Genomic DNA, 18,372 nt, shown 5'->3' on the forward strand with positions numbered 1-18,372 from the left:
GGGCGTGCAATGAAAGCTGGAAATTATGATGCAATAATATTGGGTGCAGGCGGCGCGGGATTGATGGCTGCCTTGACAGCAGGGCAGCGCGGGCACCGCGTGCTGGTGATCGACCATGCCTCTGGCCCGGGTAAGAAAATCCTGATTTCCGGTGGCGGCCGGTGCAACTTTACCAATGTGCACGCGACCAGCCAGAATGCGCAGGATCGCTATATTTCTGCCAATCCGCATTTCGCCAAATCGGCGCTGGGGCGTTATGAACCGCAGGATTTTATCGATCTTGTCGCGGCGCACGGCATCGCCTTTCACGAAAAGACGCTCGGCCAGTTATTCTGTGATGGCAGCGCGCGGCAGATCGTCGCGATGCTGATGGATGAATGTGACAAGGCAGTCGCCATGGGTGGCCGCGTTGATTTTGCCTTCGGCCTTGATGTGCGCGCGGTGTCGCATGATGGCAGCAATTTTGCGGTCGCCTATGGCAATCTGTCCGCAAGCGCGCCGCGTTTGATTGTTGCGACCGGTGGGCCAAGCATTCCCAAGATGGGCGCAACGGGCTTTGCCTATGATCTTGCGCGCCAATTTGGCCTGAAAGTTGTCGAGCCGCGGCCGGCATTGGTGCCGCTTACGCTGGGTGGTGACGATGTTTTGTTTCGCGAGCTTTCGGGCGTATCGGCAGAGGTGATTGCAGGTGCCGGCAAATCAGCATTTCGCGAAGCCGCACTTTTCACGCACAAGGGGCTGTCCGGCCCTGCCATTCTGCAAGCCAGCAGCTATTGGTCGAATGGTGATCCGATCCTGATCGATTTTCTGCCCGATGCCGATGCAGCCATGCTGCTCGCCGATGCCAAACGCGCCAATCCCCGTGCAACGTTGCGCTCGACGCTTGAACGGCATCTGCCTGCACGTCTGGCCGAGGCGCTGGCAGGGCAACTGGCAATGGCTGGTAATCTTGCAGATCAATCTGATCGCAAACTGGCGGATGCAGGCGCAAGGCTGGATAGCTGGATGTTCCACCCCAATGGCAGTGAAGGCTATGCCAAGGCCGAAGTCACCCGTGGCGGTGTATCCACTGACGGGTTGTCACAAAAGACGCTGGAAGCAAAAACGGTCCCGGGCCTCCATTTCATCGGGGAGGCCGTCGACGTTACCGGCTGGCTAGGTGGCTATAATTTCCAATGGGCCTGGGCGAGCGGTGTCGCCGTAGGCCAGGCCTTGTAACAGACGTCTGGTATCTTCGGCTGGTCGCCTCGCAAGGGCGCTTCAGCAACTATCATCGATCATCAATGCATCATTTCGGCGCCCTGAGGGTTGGCATCGCCACCACAACAAAAAGGGATACCGATATGAAACGTCTCGGCTATCAAGCAATATTTGCGTCTGCCCTATTGGGCGTCGCCATTACACCCGCTGCAGCTCAGGATCCGGATGAACATTGGGAAGGCGCCTATATCGGAGGCTCTTTTGGGCTTGGTGCCCAAAATAATGACCGTGGCGAGACCATATTGTTCGACACCAATCTTGACGGAACTTTCGGCGACACTGTGTCGACGTCGACCAGCGCTGCGGCTTTCGCACCCGGATTTTGCAACGGCGCGGCGGTAGGGACAGCGCCTATCGACTGTCGCGGCGATCGTGACGGTCTCGAATATTATATCAGGGCCGGTTACGACGCTCAAAACGGCAATATGGTTTATGGCTTTTTGGTAGATGGTGGCCGATCGGAATCCCGCGATAGCGTGAGTGCCTTCAGTTCGACCCCCGCATCCTACACTTTTACGCGAAAGCTCGACTATTCGCTCGGTGCACGTGCGCGCGTTGGTTATGCAGCACGCGGCGCCTTGTTTTACGTCACGGGCGGAGCGGCCTATGGCAAGATCAAAAACGGCTTCACTACGACCAATGCGGTCAACAGCTTCGCAACCAGCGGTAAGAACAGCAGTTGGGGCTATAGCTATGGCGGTGGGGCCGAGGTGAAAATTGCCCGCAATTTCTCTATGGGCCTCGAATATCTCTACACCAATTTCGTTGACGATAAATTTCGCGTCAATGTGGGTGCGGGCTCTGCGCCAGCAACCAATCCGTTCCTACTCATTAATCCGGCGGGAACAGCCATGCGCCGCAGTGACAGCGACTTTGATCAGCAGAACATCCGATTGACGGCTTCGCTGCGTTTCTGAAGCTGCGATACTGGTAAAACAAAAGGGCGCCGCACTGCGGCGCCCTTTTTGATATCAGGCCGCTTCCTTCTTCCGGCTGGCCTTCTTGCGCTCATGCGGGTCGAGTAGGGCCTTGCGGATGCGGATGTTTTTCGGCGTCACTTCGACCATTTCATCGTCATCGATATAGGCGATCGCCTGTTCCAGCGTCATGATCTTGGGCGGGGTGAGGCGGATGGCGTCGTCCTTGCCGGTCGAGCGGAAGTTGGTCAGCTGCTTCGACTTCATCGGGTTGACTTCAAGGTCTTCGGGCTTCGCATTCTCGCCGATGATCATGCCTTCATATAGCGCTTCGCCGGGCGAGACGAACAATATGCCGCGCTCTTCCAAGGGGCCGAGGGCGTATGCAACCGCTTCGCCATTGCCGTTCGAGATCAGCACGCCATTTTTGCGGCCTTCAATCGGGCCGCGATAGGGACCGTATTTTTCGAATAGACGGTTCATGATGCCCGTGCCGCGCGTGTCGGACAGGAATTCGCCATGATAGCCGATCAGGCCGCGCGAGGGAGCGCTGAACGTGATGCGGGTCTTGCCGCCGCCCGAGGGGCGCATATCGGTCATTTCACCTTTGCGCAGCGCCATCTTCTCAACGACGGTGCCCGAATGCTCATCATCCACGTCGATGACGACAGTTTCATAAGGTTCGGTGCGGTTGCCGTTTTCGTCTTCGCGATACAGCACGCGCGGGCGGCTGATACCGAGTTCAAAACCTTCGCGGCGCATCGTTTCGATAAGGACGCCGAGTTGGAGTTCGCCGCGACCGGCGACTTCGAACGAATCCTTATCTTCGCTTTCAGTGACCTTGATCGCGACATTCGATTCGGCTTCGCGTTCAAGCCGGTCACGGATCATGCGGCTGGTTACCTTGGTGCCTTCACGGCCCGCCATAGGGCTGTCGTTGACGGCAAAACGCATCGACAGTGTTGGCGGATCGATCGGCTGCGCCTGAATCGCCTCGGTGACAGAGGTGTCGGCGATGGTGTTCGATACTGTGGCCGTGGTCAGACCTGCGATCGAAATGATGTCGCCCGCGCTGGCTTCGTCGGTTGGCACGCGATCAAGCCCCTGGAAAGTCATGATCTTCGAGGCGCGACCGGTTTCAATAACCTTGCCATCCATATCAAGCGCGTGGATCGGCTGGTTGACCTTCACCGTTCCCGACTGGACACGGCCAGTGAGGATACGTCCCAGGAAATTGTCGCGGTCGAGCAAAGTCACAAGGAAGGAGAAGGGGGCGTCCACCTCCAGAGCCGGCGGCGGCACATGCTCGACGATCTTCTTGAACATCGGAGTCAGCGTGCCTTCGCGCAAATCCGGATTTTCGTTGGCATAGCCGTTGCGGCCCGAGGCATAGAGCACGGGGAAATCAAGCTGCTCGTCGGTTGCGTCCAATGAGACGAACAGGTCGAACACTTCGTCGAGCACTTCCTGGATGCGCTCATCGGGGCGGTCGATCTTGTTGACGACAACGATCGGGCGCAGGCCCAACTTCAATGCCTTGCCGGTCACGAATTTCGTCTGCGGCATCGCACCTTCGGATGAATCGACCAGCAGGATGACGCCATCGACCATCGACAGGATTCGCTCCACCTCGCCGCCAAAGTCGGCGTGACCCGGGGTGTCGACGATATTGATGCGCGTGCCTTCCCATTCCACCGAGGTCGGCTTGGCCAGAATCGTGATCCCGCGTTCTTTTTCCAGATCGTTCGAATCCATCGCCCGCTCTTCGACGCGCTGGTTATCGCGGAATGTACCGGACTGGCGGAAAAGCTGATCAACAAGGGTGGTCTTGCCATGATCGACGTGCGCGATGATGGCGATATTACGCAGGGACATTATCTTGCCTTTGGGAATAGGGGTGGTCAAAGCCACCGGATTGGGCGGGCCCTTAGCTGTTATTTCGCTGCGGCGCAACAAGCGTGCGATTCTGCAGGGCCATGACGGGCCCGGTTGCCAGCCCGGCAGGACTGGTTCATCAGGCCGACATGATCGCCCGCCTGTTCCCCGACCGTTTTGTGCTGATGCTTTTGGGTGCGATACTGCTCGGCTGGCTGATGCCGGCGACGGGCGGCGCCTTGGATGTCGCGCAGCGGATAAGCAATGTCAGCATTTTTGCGCTATTCTTCCTCCACGGCCTGCGTTTGCCGCGCAAAGAGGTTTTAGCGGCGCTGAAAAGCTGGAAGCTGCAGGTGGGGATGCTGGCATTCACTTTCCTGATCTTTCCGCTTGCAGGCTGGGGCCTTGCGCAAGCGGCTGGGTCCTTGCTGCCAGTCGCGCTGCTTAGCGGGGTGATGTATTGCGCGATGCTGCCCTCTACGGTGCAATCGGCGATCAGCTATTCCGCGATGGCGAACGGCAATATTGCAGGATCGGTTGTCGGCGCGGCGATATCCAATCTTCTTGGCATCATTGCTACGCCCTTGCTGGTCGCCGTCGTGATCGGGGCGGCAGCGGGCGTGTCGCTGCATAGCGAAACCATCATGCGCATTGCCACAATGCTGCTATTGCCATTCGCGCTTGGCCAGATTGCCCAATCCTGGATGGGTGCATGGGCAGTTCGGCAGAAAAGGCTATTGTCCTTTTTCGACCGGCTTGTGATTGTGATTGCGGTCTATGTGGCCTTTGCCGCGGCAGTTGCCTCGGGCAGCCTTGCAGCGGTCGATGGTGGCACTTTGCTTGTTCTTACGGTGGTGATCGGGCTGCTGCTGCTTGCGGCCTTTGCAGGATCTTGGGCCCTCGGTCACCTTCTCGGCCTGGATCGTGCCGACCGCACCAGCCTGATCTTCGCAGGCGCGCACAAGAGCATCGCGACCGGCGCACCTATGGCAGCGATCCTTTTTGGCAGCGGCGCAGGGCTGATCCTGTTACCGGCCATCCTTTACCATATGGCGCAGCTTTTGGTTTCAGCCCCGATTGCGGCCCGACTGGCTAAAGGCTCCTAAGCGCCTCTGCCGGACGCGCGGCGAGGATCGGCAGTGATCCTGCGATACCAAGGAGGAAGGTCAGCCCAGCCCCTCCCACAAGCGTCAGTGCCAATATCGCCGGGTCTGGGGCGAAATTGAAATCGAAAATCTGCACGACGACATACCAGGCCGCGCCCAACCCCAAGAGTAATGACAAAAGGCCGAGAATGACCGCGAGCAGACCATATTCAATCGCTTGCGCGCCCAATATCTGGCGGCGGGTCGATCCCAATAGCTTCAGGATCACACTGTCATAGATGCGCGACTGGCGCGCGGCGGCAATTGCGCCGACCAGCACCGCAATGCCTGCGAGGATCGCAATAGAGGCCGCCGCAGCGATTGCCTGCGCCATTTGCGTTAACAGGATCGACACTTGCCCCACAACTTCGCCGACTTCGATCAGCGAGGAGGATGGAAAGGCCGGGGGGATAGATTTGGCAAGCCGATCCTGCGCGGCTTTATCGACCGTCAGCGTTGCCACCATGTTGTGCGGCGCTGCATCAAAGGTTCCGGGCGAAAAGACCAGCGCATAGTTGAGGCCGAAATTTTCCCATTTCACTTCGCGGATCGAGGCGACTTTGGAGGCGATCTCTACCCCAAATACACTCACCGTCAGACTGTCGCCGACCTTGAGGCCCAGGGCGTCAGCGACATCCTTATACACCGACACCAACGGCGGACCGCTATAATCGGCGCCCCACCATTGACCTTCGGCAACAGCGCTGCCTTCGGGCACGGCGGCACTGTAGGTCAGCCCGCGATCACCCCGCAAAATCCATGCACCTTCCGGGATTTCGGAGAGGTCGGCGACCCGTTTGCCGGCAAATTCGACCACGGTACCGCGAAGGGCGGGGATCATGTTGATCTCGGCCTTGCTGTCTGCAGCGCGTACCATCGCTTCAAATTCGGCGCTGCGTTCACGCGGGATATCCAGCGCGAAGAAACTCGGTGCCTTTTCGGGAACCTGCGTCCGGATTTCGCTGGTAATGCTTGTCTGGATGGCCGCCAGCGTCACAAACAGCGTCAGTCCAAGCCCCAAGGCGACGACAAGCGCGCGGGTCTGCGCGCCCGGCCGGTGCAGGTTTGTCAGCGCAAGGCGGGGAAGCGGGGCCTTGGGCCGCGGCAGGCGCCGGGCAATGGCTGCCAGTGCCCAAGCGAGCAGCGACAGCAGAAGCAGCAAGGCGAGCGCCGCCCCGATGAAGGCGAGCGAAAATAGCGGCTCACGCGCCGTCACAACGGCGAGCAGGACAATCGCCGAAATGGCTGCTGCAACCATCAGGACTGTGCGCCGGTCGGGTCGCTGGCCAGCCTCGACGACCGAACGGAACAATCCCGCAGCTGGAACCGTGCGCGCCCGGGCCAAGGGGGGCAGGGCAAAGGCAAAGGCGATCATCAGGCCATAAAGCGCGCTGACTGCCAATGGGACAGGGTGGAATGAAAAGCCGGGAGCAACAGGCAATATGTCGCCTGCGACCCAGCCAATGACTTGCGGCATTAGGCTTCCAGCGGCCAGGCCCAGAATTATGGCACCGAGCGCTACAGTGAAAATCTGCAACATATAGATGCGGAAGATGACGCTGCTGTCTGCCCCTGTGACTTTGAGCGTCGCAATGCTGGCGCGCTTGCTTTCCAAATAGCTGCCGACGCCGTTTCCGACACCGATTCCTGCGATCACCAGCGCAGCCAGACCGACCAGCGTCAGGAACTGGCCCATACGTTCAATGAAGCGGCGGGTGCCCGGCGCGCCATTCGATCGGTCGGTGATTTCCCATCCTGCAGTTGGAAAGGCGGCCTCAAGCCGCTTTGCAACTTCGGTCGGGTCAGCGTCGACGGGCAGGCGGATGCGATACTTGCTTTCAAACATGCTGCCGGGCTGGATCAGGCCGGTGGAGGGGAGTGACGGCAACCCGATGATCGCGACAGGGCCAACGGTAAAGCCTTCGCCAAGGCGATCAGGCTCTTCTGCAATGATCCCGTTCACGCGAAACGGAGCTTCGCCGAACCGCACGGTGCCGCCGGGCTTGATGTCCAACCGGTTGGCAAGCGACGGACCGATATAGATTTCGCCTGCGCCGGGCCCGCTGACCGTGCGTCCATCGGTAAGGCGCAATTTGCCATAAAGCGGATAGGCGCCATCAACCGCCTTTAGTTCGGCGAGCACGCTGTCGCTGCCAATCGCCATGGCCCTCAGGCGTACCGTGTCCGAAACCCTGCCTTCGGCGGCAAATGCCTGTTTCTCTGCGTCGGTTGCTTCGCGTTGTGCGATGCCGATTTCGATATCGCCGCCCAATATGGTCTGCCCGCGGCCGGCCAATTCCTCGGCTATGCTCGCCGTTAGGCTGCCAATGGCAGCAAGCGTGGCAACGCCCAGAAACAGGCAGACTGCCAGCAACCTAAGCCCGCGTATACGCGCTGAAAGGTCACGTCGGGCAATCCGCCACAGCGCAGAAAATTTCATGCGTCCACCACCAGGCCATCCTGCATGGATATTACGCGGTCGCAGCGCGCGGCCAGTGCGGGGTCGTGGGTAATCATCAGCAAGGTTGAACCCAATTCTGCGCGCCGTTCAAACAAAAGGTCCGCAATCGCTGCGCCGGTTATCCCATCGAGATTTCCGGTCGGTTCGTCTGCGAATATGATCTTCGGATGCGCGGCCATGGCGCGTGCTATCGCCACCCGCTGCTGTTCGCCGCCTGATAGTTGCGATGGATAATGGGTCAGGCGATGGCCCAGGCCGACCGCTTCCAATTCGGTTGCAGCGCGACCGAACGGATCGTCAATCCCGGCCAGTTCCATGGGTACGGCAACATTTTCCAGCGCGGTCATGGTCGGTAGCAAGTGAAAGGCCTGCAATACGATACCGATCCGCCCGCGCCGCGCCCGCGCCAGCCCGTCTTCGTCAAGCTTGGTAAAATCCAGCCCATCGACCTGCACGGTTCCGCCGCTTGCGCGTTCAAGCCCGGCCAGCACCGCCATCAATGAACTTTTCCCCGAACCTGACGGACCAAGCAGTGCAACGCTTTTGCCGTAAGGCACGTCGAGGTCGACGCCGCGTAATATGTGAACGGGCGCTTCGGAAGAACCAAGCGTGAGGGTGACATTCGACGCGCGGATTGCCATATCCGCTTCATTATTGATTGGGGCGTGCAAGGAAGGAACCCTCATGCTGAAAAGACTAGCCCGATATGGGGCGTGTATAGCGCTTATCCAAGGGCTTGCCGCATGCGGGCAATCGCCCGTAGCGAACGAAGCCAAACAGGCTGAAAAGCCGGTGGAACAGGCGCAATATGACCAACTGGTCGTGGCTTTTGGTGACAGCCTTTATGCCGGATATCAGCTTGGCCCCAATGAAGGCTTTGCTCCGCAGTTGCAGGGGGCTTTGGGTTCAGCCGGTATCAATGCCCGCGTTCATAATGCCGGCGTTTCGGGTGATACCACTGCAGCAGGGCGCCAGCGTCTAACCTTCGTGCTCGATAATTTAGGCGAAAAGCCAGATCTTGTTGTTCTTGGCCTTGGAGGAAATGACATGCTGCGCGGCATCAAGCCGGAAGAGACGCGTACCAATCTGAAGGCGATGCTGGATGAACTGAAGAAGCGGAATATTGACGTGATCCTGACAGGGATGCTTGCGGCACCCAATCTGGGGCAGGACTATGCCCGCGCCTTTAATCCGATTTTTCCAGAGCTATCGAAAGCATATGGCGCCCCGCTTTATCCCTTTTTCCTCAACGGCGTGGTCGCCGATAGTGCGCTGATGCTGCCTGATAATATTCACCCAAATGCCAAGGGGATAGCGAAGGTTGTCGCCGGAATTGCGCCGTTGGTCGAAGCGGAACTGAAATAGCTGTTGCGAAGGTGTATTAAAAAAATAACACACCCGTAGCGGATTTGCTTGAAATCACTTTATTGCCAATCCATCTTTCTCCCCAGCTTTCCCAACAGGAGGATCGACAATGTCGACCGACACGCTGACTGCCACCGAAACCGAATTGAAGCTGACACCGCCTGATCCGGTTGCCGCGATCCAGGCCGAGCGCGCAGCTGGGCTGGTGCCCGTTGCCGACGAAGTGCAGACAAAACTGCAGGAAAAGGTCGAGGGATATATTAACGATCTGCTCGCACAGGATGTTAACAGCCCCGAATTCGGCAAGCGGGTCGATCAACTGACCAATATGGGTCGCAAGGAAATCATGGAGGCCGCAGGCCAATCCAACCGTTTCCTTGATCGGCCGATCCGGCAGATGGACGACCAGACCGGCGTGGGTGCGGATCTCGCCGAATTGCGGCGCACGGTTGAGGATCTTGATCCTTCCAAGCGCGGCAGCCTGACGACCAAGCAGAAACTTTTCGGCATCATCCCCTGGGGTAACAAGCTGCGAAACTATTTCGACAGCTACCAGAGCGCGCAGGGCCATATCAGCGCGGTCCTCGGCCGGCTTGCCAATGGCAAGGATGAATTGCTGATGGATAATGCCGCCATCGACGTGGAGCGGCAGAATCTTTGGAAAGCGATGGGCAAGCTGGAACAGATGATTGTCATTTCCAAACAGCTTGATGCCCGGTTGGAGGAAAAGGCCGCCGAACTCGAACTGTCGGATCCTGCCAAGGCAAAGGCGTTGCGCGAAACCGCGCTATTTTATGTGCGCCAGCGCCATCAGGATCTGCTGACGCAAATGGCAGTGACGGTCCAGGGCTATCTGGCGATGGACCTTGTGAAGAAGAATAATATCGAACTGGTCAAGGGCGTTGACCGCGCCTCTACCACTACGGTTGGCGCGTTGCGTACCGCAGTCACGGTTGCGCAGGCGATGACGAACCAGCGGCTCGTCCTCGACCAGATCACCGCACTCAACACGACCACAGCGAACATCATCGATGGTACTGGCCGGATGATGCGGGAAAATACAGCCGCGATCCACGAACAGGCTGCGGCGGCGACGATTCCGCTCGAAACGCTCAGCCGGGCCTTCCAGAACATCTATGACACGATGGACGCCATCGACACATTCAAGGTCAAGGCGCTGGAAAGCATGAAGCAAACATCGGATGCGTTGGAAAAGGAAGTCGAAAAGTCGAAGGGCTATATCGCGCGAGCCGAGGGCCAGAATCAGGCAAAGCTTGCCGCACAGGATCCCGGCCTGTTGAGCGCGCTGGAGGCCTGATTTGACCAGCCCAGCCTCGCAATCTGACGAAATCCTCCAAAGCGCGCGTCGATCGCTGCAAAATGTGCGGATGGGGCCGCCAATCGGCATGAAGTCGCGCGCGCTGCGCCGTGCCCATTTTTATGGGAAAGTTGCACGTGCGGCGATGGCGGTTGGCGTCTTGCTGGTTGGTGCAGGCATTGTCGGTGCGATTATTGACGGCATCGGTTTCTGGGGTGTGATGATCACCGGGGTGCTAGGTGCGGCGGCGGCCTATGTGTTGCTACGCTATCCCGACATGCCGATGCCGACGGTGGAAAGCCTGCGCCAGACCGATCTTGGCACGCTGGCGGGCAAGACGGAGATATGGCTGGAGGCGCAGCGGCCGGCGCTGCCTGCACCTGCCATCCCTATTGTCCAAGCGATTGGTCTGCGCCTTGATGCGTTGGCCTCCCAATTGCAGACGCTTGAAGAAACCAACCCCGCCTCGCGCGAAGTGCGCAAACTTGTGGGTGAACATCTTCCCGAGCTCATCAACGGCTATAAACGCATTCCGGAAACTCTGCGGCGGCAGGATAATGGCGGCAAGACGCCTGAACAGCAGCTGGTTGACGGCTTGACGCGCATCGATCGCGAGATTGAAACGATGACGAGCCAGATTGCGCGGGGCGAACTCGACAAACTCGCGACACGCGAACGCTTTCTCGAAATTCGGTATGATGGCGCTGGGGAGACGGCCTGAGGCCGGAATAATGGTTCCCCGGTAAGGATTCGAACCTCAATAGACGGAGTCAGAGTCCGTAGTCTTACCGTTAGACGACCGGGGAATGTGGGGGCCGCCATTAGGCAGAACGGGCCATGCTGTCAATGCGATCTGGCGATCAAAATGATCCTTTCTTTGGCTGTGCTTGAAAATTTAATCCTTTCGCGGTAGAGCGGTGCCTAGGTACCGACCTCACCTTTGGTGGTCGGATAAAAGATAAGAGAAGTAACGGCCATGGGCGATAGAATCGCACCATCGCCGCACAAGGGCGGAAAGGGCAAGGCTGCTCGAAAGAGAGGGCCAAACCGCCGGAAATCCGCCGATGCGGCACCAACGGGCGGAGCCTCGTGCGAAAAAAGCACGAGTAGCACTCCCAAATATTCTCACGACAATCGTTTTGATGGCTTTCCCGGTCGTGGAAGCTGGATCGGCAAAACCGCCTTTGCCGCACTCGATTTGGGGACCAATAATTGTCGCCTGCTGATTGCCCGTGCATCGCAGGATGGATTTACCGTTGTTGATGCTTTCTCGCGCGTTGTGCGCCTTGGCGAAGGGCTGGCAACGACCGGCAAGATGAGCGACGAGGCGATGGACCGTGCCATTGAGGCTTTGTCGGTTTGTGCTGACAAGTTGAAACGGCGTAATGTCGTGCTTGCCCGTTCTGTTGCGACCGAGGCTTGCCGGCAGGCTGTAAACGGCGCGCAATTTATCGAGCGGGTCAAGAAGGAAACCGGCATCGTCCTTGATGTGATCAGCCCCAAGGAAGAGGCGCGGCTTGCCGTCATGGGGTGCCATGCCCTTCTTGAACCGGGTGAGGGGCCCGCGCTGATTTTTGACATTGGCGGCGGTTCGACCGAGCTGGTGCTGGTGTCGACCAATGGTCTGGTGCCCGAAATTCTCGATTGGGCCAGCGTGCCCTGGGGCGTGGTATCCTTGACCGAAAGCGAGCCGCTGGAGGGCGAAGACGATGTTGCGCTGGGCGATGCCTATGCGCGTATGCGCCGCAAGGTTTCAGATGCCTTCGCGCCCTTTGCGGCGCGCTTGCCGATAGGCGAAGGGAGCCACCGGCTTCTTGGAACGTCGGGTACGGTTACAACGCTTGCCAGCGTCTATCTCAAGCTGCAGTCCTATGATCGAAAGCAGATTGACGGCCTGCATCTGCCCACATCGGCGATGCGCGATATCAGTCAGGAATTGGCTGCCTTGCCGCCCAATGGGCGCGCGAAATTCCCGACGATTGGCCACGAGCGGTCGGATCTGGTGGTCGCTGGTTGTGCAATCCTGGAATCGATTTTCGACATTTGGCCGGGGGAACGCCTGGGCGTTGCCGATCGCGGTATCCGTGAGGGTATCTTGCGGGCCTTGATGGCGAGTGACGCCAAGCGTCGCGACCGGCGTTGAAGCACGAACGGAGCCTTTCATGACCAAATTCACCTTTGGCGGTAACCTTTCGGGCCGCAGCGTTACCGGCAAAGAGCGGGTGAAAACCGCAAAGCGGCGCACGGCGCAATCTGCTCGTTGGCTCGAGCGGCAATTGAACGATCCCTATGTCAAACGCGCCCATGCCGACGGCTATCGCAGCCGGGCCGCTTATAAGCTGATCGAACTGGATGAGAAGTTCGGTTTCCTGAGAGGCAAGAAGGCCGTGGTCGACCTTGGCATTGCGCCGGGTGGCTGGGCGCAAGTTGTCCGCAAACGTTTGCCCAATGCGCGTGTGGCCGGAATCGACCTATTGCCGGTTGACCCGATACAGGGCGTCACCATCTTCGAGATGGACTTCATGGACGATGCCGCGCCCGATGCGCTGACTGACGCGCTGGGGCAGGCGCCAGACCTTATCATGTCCGATATGGCCGCCAATACCGTCGGGCATAAACAGACGGACCATTTGCGCACTATGGGGCTTGTAGAGGCTGCTACCGATTTTGCGGTGCAGGTGCTGCAGCCCGGCGGTGATTTTATCGCAAAGGTGTTCGCGGGCGGCACCGATCCTGAATTGCTAGCAATATTGAAGGCCAATTTCACCACGGTGAAGCACGCAAAGCCGCCTGCCAGCCGCAAGGGATCGGTCGAATGGTATGTCGTGGCGCAGGGGAAGAAGGGCTAGCCCTTTTTGCGTACCTTCTCGACTGCTGCCTTCAGCGCATCATAACCAACTGCGCCCTCGATCATTTGGTCGCCGATGAAGAAGGTGGGCGTTCCACCGAAACCGATTTGCTGCATCATCGACAGATTTGCATCAAGCTCCGCCTTGATCTCGGCCGAGGCGGCGTCCTTTTCGGCTTGGGCGATGTTCAGGCCTGCACGGGCGGCGGCTGCTCGAATGCTTTTCTCGCTCACCGGTCCGCCGGCAAAAAGGGCATCGTGAAAGGCTTTATACTTGCCTTGACGGGCCGCTGCTAAGGCCCAGCGCGCACCGTCGCGGCTGCTTTCGGCCAAGATCGGCACTTCGCGGAATATCACGCGAACATCTTTATTGCCTGCAATCAGGCGATCAATATCGGCCAAACTCGCCCGGCAGAAACCGCAATTATAGTCGGTGAATTCGACAATCGTGATTGCACCATCCGGGTTGCCTGCGACTGCGCCGGGAAAAGCCTTGGTCAATGCGCCACCGGCGGATTCGACCCGCTGCAAAACTTCGCGTTTCTGGAGGATCTGCACTGCCTCGGTGATGATCTCCGGGTTTTCGAGGATATAGGCGCGAACAATGGCTTCGGTCGCCGCGCGCTCGCTCTTGCTGATCCCCGCCGCTGCAATAGCCGCCTCTGCGTCGGATGAAGCGTCAGCGGCGACGTCATTTGTGTCGGACGCGCTGTTGCCCGCGAAGAGATAGACGCCGACGGCGGCAATGATGAGTACAGCAATCAGGCCCAGAAAAAGGGGTTTTCGATTGCGATCTTTGGGCTGTTCCATAAACTGAGCTTAGTTGATTTGACGCCGTGAAGCCACTGATATCGCCGACTATCTTTGGCGTTTGGACAGTCTTTGCACTTGCGCTTCGGCCACCAGCTTTACATCTTGCGCGCGGATCCAGTCATTGGAATATTCGGGCAGGCCTGCCATCGCCTTGGCCGCATTGGGCAGCGCAAGTTGTGGCGCACCCATCATCAAATAGCGTTCGGCACTGGCCAATGCAGCGCGCGGTTCGTCCCCCAACGCCTGATAGACCACACCCAGCTGGTACCAGGCAAAGGGGTTATTATTGTCCCGTGTAACTGCCGACTTCAGAACGCGCTCCGCCTCTTGCAACTTGTCAGGGTCTTCTGTTGCGATCAGTGCATGGCCCAGAATAGCCGCGATCAGGGGCTGGTTTCCGGTCAGTTCCGTTGCACGGCGTAGCGATGCCAGCGCCTCGGTCGGCTTTCCGGATTCGAGCAATATTTGGCCGCGTAGCTCAAGAAAATAAGGGTCATCGGGGTTTTTGGCTACCAATGCGTCGGCTTCGCGCAGCGCCTTGTCCGGATAGGCCGCCTTGTGCCAGGCATAAGCACGCGCATAATGGCCCGGCACAGTCAGGTCCGATTCCGGATAATCGCGCAAAGTGGCATTGGGTTCGGCGATATAGCCGAGCAGTTTGGCCTTCACTCGCTTGAAGTCAGCCTCCCATTTCGGGTGTAAGGGCGCCTCCCATGCAGGGTCTGCCTTGTAGGTGTCTTCCAATACGGTGATGCGTTCACCCGAAAGCGGGTGGGTGCGATCATAGCTATCAGTCTGAGGGATGCCGAGGCGAAATTCAAAATTTTGCAGCTTTTTAAAGAAGCTGATTGACCCACGACCGCTAATGCCGGCCGCTGAAAGATAGCGCGCGCCGGATGCATCGGCGACGCTTTCCTGAACCCGGCTGAATGCGAGGAATTTGCCCAGTGCTGCCTGTTGGCCCGCCTGCATGATCGCCATGCCCGCTTCGCCTGCGCCGGCGGCGACGGCTGCCGCTGCCAGAATCAGGCTGGCGATCGAGATATTGCCCGCCGCTTCGGCACCCTCGCTATAACGGATGACATGTCCGCCCTCGATGTGGCCAAGTTCATGCGCGATTACGCCCTGAACCTCATTCGCGGTTGTGGCCGCATGAATCAGGCCGGTATGTAGATAAACAGTCTGACCGCCGGCAACAAAGGCGTTGATCGATTTGTCGTTGATCAGGACGATATCGACATTGGCCGGTTCAAGCCCGGCCGCGCGGATCAGCGGTTCGGAAATTTCATCGAGAAAAGCCTCGGTTTCGGCATCGCGGAGGATCGACTGGGCATGGGCTGGCTGGAGTGCAATTGAAAAAAGCGCAAGCAGTGCCAGCAGGCGCGCAGTGAATTTTGCAGTTCCAGATTTAGACAGCATGGCTACGCTCTGATCGACGCCGGATGAATGACTGATGAAGCGTATAGGCCCGGCGCTGCAGATGCAATGCGCCGGGCCATATACCAGGCCCCTCAGCCAAAAGTGCGCTGCCACCAACCACGGCGTGGGCCGGACGTTTCATCGTCGGCTTCGGCCTCGTTTTCAGTCGCTGCAGCTTTCTTTGCAGAAGCGCGCGGCTTGCGTGTCCGCGTAGCGGGTGCTGCGGCAACTTCTTCTGCTTCCCCAGTTGCTTCGGCAGCAGGTTCCGCCGGAACGGGTGTTGCTTCATCCGTGTCCGCTTTTGCCTTGCTGCGGCGACGTGGCTTGGGCTTTTCTTCGGTCGGAGCAGCGACGGCTTCGGCAGTCTGCGGCTCCTCAGCGACAGCCTCGGTCTCGGCAACAGCCTTGCTCTTGCGTCCGCCGCGCCGCGGCTTGGCAACCGCAGGGACGGCCTCTTCGGCTTCAACAGCAGGTTCAACTGCTACTTCTGCCGCATCTGCATTCGCATTTTCTGCAGTCGCATCAGCCGCCACATCGGCATCGGCTTTCCTGCGGCGACCGCGCGACCGGCTCGGTTTGGCAGCAACCTCGCCTTGTTCGGGACCTTCGGCAACGGCGTCACCTTCCGGTTTGTCGCTAGCGACGACCTCTTCGGCTGCATTCTCGCCATCATTGTCGAGGGCAGGGCGGTCGTCACGATCGCGGTTGCGTCCGCCACGACGACCCCGACGACGGCGCTTGCGCTTTGCGTTGCGATCTTCGCGGCCACGATCATCCGCGCGATTTTCCTCGGCTTCGGCGTCCTCACCTTCAGCCTCATCCTCGAACTCTTCAACCTCGTCCTCATCATCATATTCGATGATAGGCGTCAGCAGTGTCGGGCGTTCGGGGCGGGGACCGGAAGCGGTGACAGCCATTTTCGCGCCTTCAACTTCGGCGTTCGGAAGTACTTCGACCTGAACATGATAACGGTCTTCGATCTCGGCGAGTTCGGTCCGCTTGTTGTTCAAAATATAGATTGCGGCTTCTTGGCTCGCCTGCAGCGAAATCTGGCTGCCATGGCCGCGTGCAGCCTCTTCCTCGATCAATCGTAGCGCTGAAAGTGCCGAAGAAGATGCGGTGCGCACCAGTCCGGTGCCTTCGCAATGCGGGCACTGCCGTGTCGAGGCCTCGAGAACGCCAGTGCGCAACCGTTGACGGCTCATTTCCATCAGGCCGAAGCTTGAGATGCGCCCCACCTGGATGCGCGCCCGATCGTTTTTCAGGGCTTCCTTCATCGCCCGTTCGACCTTGCGGGCATTGGAATGGTGATCCATGTCGATAAAATCGATCACGACCAGTCCTGCCATGTCGCGCAGACGCAGTTGTCGGGCTATTTCGCGCGCGGCTTCCAGGTTTGTCGAAAGCGCCGTCTGTTCAATCCCGTGCTCCTTGGTCGATCGTCCTGAGTTGATATCGATCGAAACGAGCGCTTCGGTGGGGTTGATGACGATATAGCCGCCCGATTTCAGCTGGACGACCGGATTGTACATTGCATTCAGTTGGTCTTCGACGCCATAGCGCTGGAACAGCGAAACAGGGTCGGCATAATGCTGCACCCGCTTTGCGTGGCTCGGCATCAGCAGCTTCATGAAATCCTTGGCGGCCTTATAGCCGTCGGTGCCTTCAACCAGAACATCATCAATGTCCTTGTTGTAGATATCACGGATAGCCCGCTTGATCAGGTCGCTGTCCGAATGGATCAGCATCGGTGCGGCTCCGCGCAACGTCCGCTCGCGGATTTCGTCCCACAGACGGGCAAGATAATCGAAATCGCGTTTGATTTCCGGCTTGGTGCGGGCAAGCCCTGCGGTGCGGATGATGCACCCCATGGTTGCCGGCAGGCTGAGATCGGAAATGATCGACTTGAGACGCTTGCGATCCGATGCGCTCGAAATCTTGCGGCTGATGCCGCCGCCATGCGACGTGTTGGGCATCAATACGCAGTAACGGCCTGCAAGGCTGAGATAGCTCGTCAACGCTGCGCCCTTGTTGCCACGTTCTTCCTTGACGACCTGGACCAGCAATACCTGGCGGCGATGGATAACGTCTTGGATCTTGTAGCGGCGGCGCAGGTTCATGCGGCGGGCACGTGCCTCGTCGCTGGCCTTGGGCGCATTGCCGCGGCCGCCCTTTCCACGCCGGCGACGATTGCCGCCGCGCCGACCGCGATCGCCATTATCATCGTCACCATTTGCGTCGGCGCCATTTTCGCCGTCCTCGTCGCCATGGGCTTCAAGGTCGGGTTCCTCGCCTTCGGACATGTCGATCGTGTCGATGCGGTCATCGCTGTCGACTTCGATGAAATCGGCGTCCTCGTCTTCGCGCATGTCCGAACGCATGATATCAGCCGGTTCGTCTTCCTCGGCTTCTTCCTGTTCGCGCAGTGCCGCTTCTTCGGCAGCTGCGGCAGCTTCCTCGGCGAGAAGGCGTTCGCGATCTTCCTTCGGAATCTGGTAATAGTCGGGATGGATTTCGCTAAAGGCAAGGAAACCATGGCGGTTGCCGCCATAATCCACAAACGCCGCCTGAAGCGACGGTTCAACGCGCGTCACCTTGGCGAGGTAGATATTGCCTTTTAGCTGTTTGTGTTCGGCCGACTCAAAGTCGAATTCGTCAATTACATTCCCGGTGACAACGGCGACCCGGGTCTCTTCCCGGTGGCGCGCGTCGATGAGCATACGCGTTTTCATTTTTAATTCTCCAGGCCGCAAAGCGCGCTCCTCCAAGGGGGCGCTGGGCGGCGATATTCACTGAAAGTGGAACGACGTCGGCTGCCGCAGCAACGTCTGACATCGTGATTGGTGCGAATGTGTCTGCTCCATGGGCACCGCGGGCGCGTATCGCGCGGGCGTAATTTACCGCCAACACACCGTACCCCGAAAGGCCGGCGGAAGGGGAAATTTCATGCG

The 18,372-nt window shown here is 58.8% G+C and carries 14 protein-coding genes and 1 tRNA gene; 8 read left to right on the top strand and 7 right to left on the bottom strand.

All coding sequences use genetic code 11. The features are described 5' to 3' along the window. Nucleotides 1-9: 9 nt before the first annotated feature. Nucleotides 10-1,218: an aminoacetone oxidase family FAD-binding enzyme gene (locus tag RSE16_09310; GenBank protein ID WRH74915.1), complete on the top strand. Its 1,209-nt coding sequence runs from the start codon at nucleotides 10-12 to the stop codon at nucleotides 1,216-1,218. Between the two features lie 125 nt (nucleotides 1,219-1,343). Next, complete coding sequence (locus RSE16_09315) at nucleotides 1,344-2,177, top strand: outer membrane beta-barrel protein (protein WRH74916.1); 834 nt, start codon at nucleotides 1,344-1,346, stop codon at nucleotides 2,175-2,177. 54 nt (nucleotides 2,178-2,231) lie between these two features. Here RSE16_09315 and typA read toward each other — a convergent pair whose 3' ends face one another. After that, nucleotides 2,232-4,052 carry a translational GTPase TypA gene (gene typA / locus RSE16_09320; GenBank protein WRH74917.1) on the bottom strand — a complete coding sequence of 607 codons (1,821 nt, stop codon included), beginning with the start codon at nucleotides 4,050-4,052 and terminating at the stop codon, nucleotides 2,232-2,234. A 101-nt stretch (nucleotides 4,053-4,153) separates the two neighbouring features. Here typA and RSE16_09325 point away from each other — a divergent pair, with 101 nt between their 5' ends. Then, nucleotides 4,154-5,158: a bile acid:sodium symporter family protein gene (locus RSE16_09325; GenBank protein WRH74918.1), complete on the top strand. Its 1,005-nt coding sequence runs from the start codon at nucleotides 4,154-4,156 to the stop codon at nucleotides 5,156-5,158. Here the strand turns inward: RSE16_09325 and RSE16_09330 are convergent. Beyond that, nucleotides 5,145-7,637, bottom strand: coding sequence for an FtsX-like permease family protein (locus RSE16_09330; protein WRH74919.1), 2,493 nt, complete (start codon nucleotides 7,635-7,637; stop codon nucleotides 5,145-5,147). The genes RSE16_09325 and RSE16_09330 overlap by 14 nt on opposite strands. Next, complete coding sequence (locus RSE16_09335; GenBank protein WRH74920.1) at nucleotides 7,634-8,299, bottom strand: ABC transporter ATP-binding protein; 666 nt, start codon at nucleotides 8,297-8,299, stop codon at nucleotides 7,634-7,636. Before RSE16_09335 ends, RSE16_09330 begins: the two co-directional genes overlap by 4 nt. 43 nt (nucleotides 8,300-8,342) lie before the next feature. On the opposite strand from RSE16_09335, the gene RSE16_09340 reads away from it, so the two are divergent. The 3 genes from RSE16_09340 (at nucleotide 8,343) to RSE16_09350 (ending at nucleotide 11,062) form a co-directional block, all read left to right on the top strand. Next, nucleotides 8,343-9,023: an arylesterase gene (locus tag RSE16_09340; protein ID WRH74921.1), complete on the top strand. Its 681-nt coding sequence runs from the start codon at nucleotides 8,343-8,345 to the stop codon at nucleotides 9,021-9,023. Nucleotides 9,024-9,132: 109 nt separating this feature from the next. Next, nucleotides 9,133-10,341 (top strand): toxic anion resistance protein, encoded by a 1,209-nt coding sequence (locus RSE16_09345; protein WRH74922.1) that lies wholly within the window; start codon nucleotides 9,133-9,135, stop codon nucleotides 10,339-10,341. A 1-nt stretch (nucleotide 10,342) separates the two neighbouring features. Continuing rightward, nucleotides 10,343-11,062: a hypothetical protein gene (locus RSE16_09350; protein ID WRH74923.1), complete on the top strand. Its 720-nt coding sequence runs from the start codon at nucleotides 10,343-10,345 to the stop codon at nucleotides 11,060-11,062. A gap of 11 nt (nucleotides 11,063-11,073) precedes the next feature. Here the strand turns inward: RSE16_09350 and RSE16_09355 are convergent. Beyond that, nucleotides 11,074-11,147: transfer RNA gene (locus RSE16_09355), tRNA-Gln, on the bottom strand. Nucleotides 11,148-11,317: 170 nt separating this feature from the next. On the opposite strand from RSE16_09355, the gene RSE16_09360 reads away from it, so the two are divergent. Continuing rightward, entirely contained in the window at nucleotides 11,318-12,484 is a 1,167-nt protein-coding gene (locus tag RSE16_09360; GenBank protein ID WRH74924.1) for a Ppx/GppA phosphatase family protein, read from the top strand. Between the two features lie 19 nt (nucleotides 12,485-12,503). Continuing rightward, the gene (locus RSE16_09365) at nucleotides 12,504-13,190 is read left to right on the top strand and encodes an RlmE family RNA methyltransferase (GenBank protein ID WRH74925.1); all 687 of its coding nucleotides are present in this window, start codon (nucleotides 12,504-12,506) and stop codon (nucleotides 13,188-13,190) included. On the opposite strand, the gene RSE16_09370 is transcribed toward RSE16_09365, so the two are convergent. The 3 genes from RSE16_09370 to RSE16_09380 form a co-directional block, all read right to left on the bottom strand. Next, a complete protein-coding gene (locus RSE16_09370; protein WRH74926.1) occupies nucleotides 13,187-13,999 on the bottom strand; it encodes a DsbA family protein in 813 nt (270 codons plus the stop codon). The genes RSE16_09365 and RSE16_09370 overlap by 4 nt on opposite strands. Nucleotides 14,000-14,047: 48 nt before the next feature. Next, nucleotides 14,048-15,421 carry a M48 family metalloprotease gene (locus tag RSE16_09375; protein WRH74927.1) on the bottom strand — a complete coding sequence of 458 codons (1,374 nt, stop codon included), beginning with the start codon at nucleotides 15,419-15,421 and terminating at the stop codon, nucleotides 14,048-14,050. Between the two features lie 92 nt (nucleotides 15,422-15,513). After that, nucleotides 15,514-18,153, bottom strand: coding sequence for a ribonuclease E/G (locus RSE16_09380; protein ID WRH74928.1), 2,640 nt, complete (start codon nucleotides 18,151-18,153; stop codon nucleotides 15,514-15,516). Between the last annotated feature and the right edge of the window lie 219 nt (nucleotides 18,154-18,372).

Source organism: Sphingobium sp., from assembly GCA_035196065.1.
Taxonomy (GTDB): Bacteria; Pseudomonadota; Alphaproteobacteria; order Sphingomonadales; family Sphingomonadaceae; genus Sphingorhabdus_B; species Sphingorhabdus_B rara.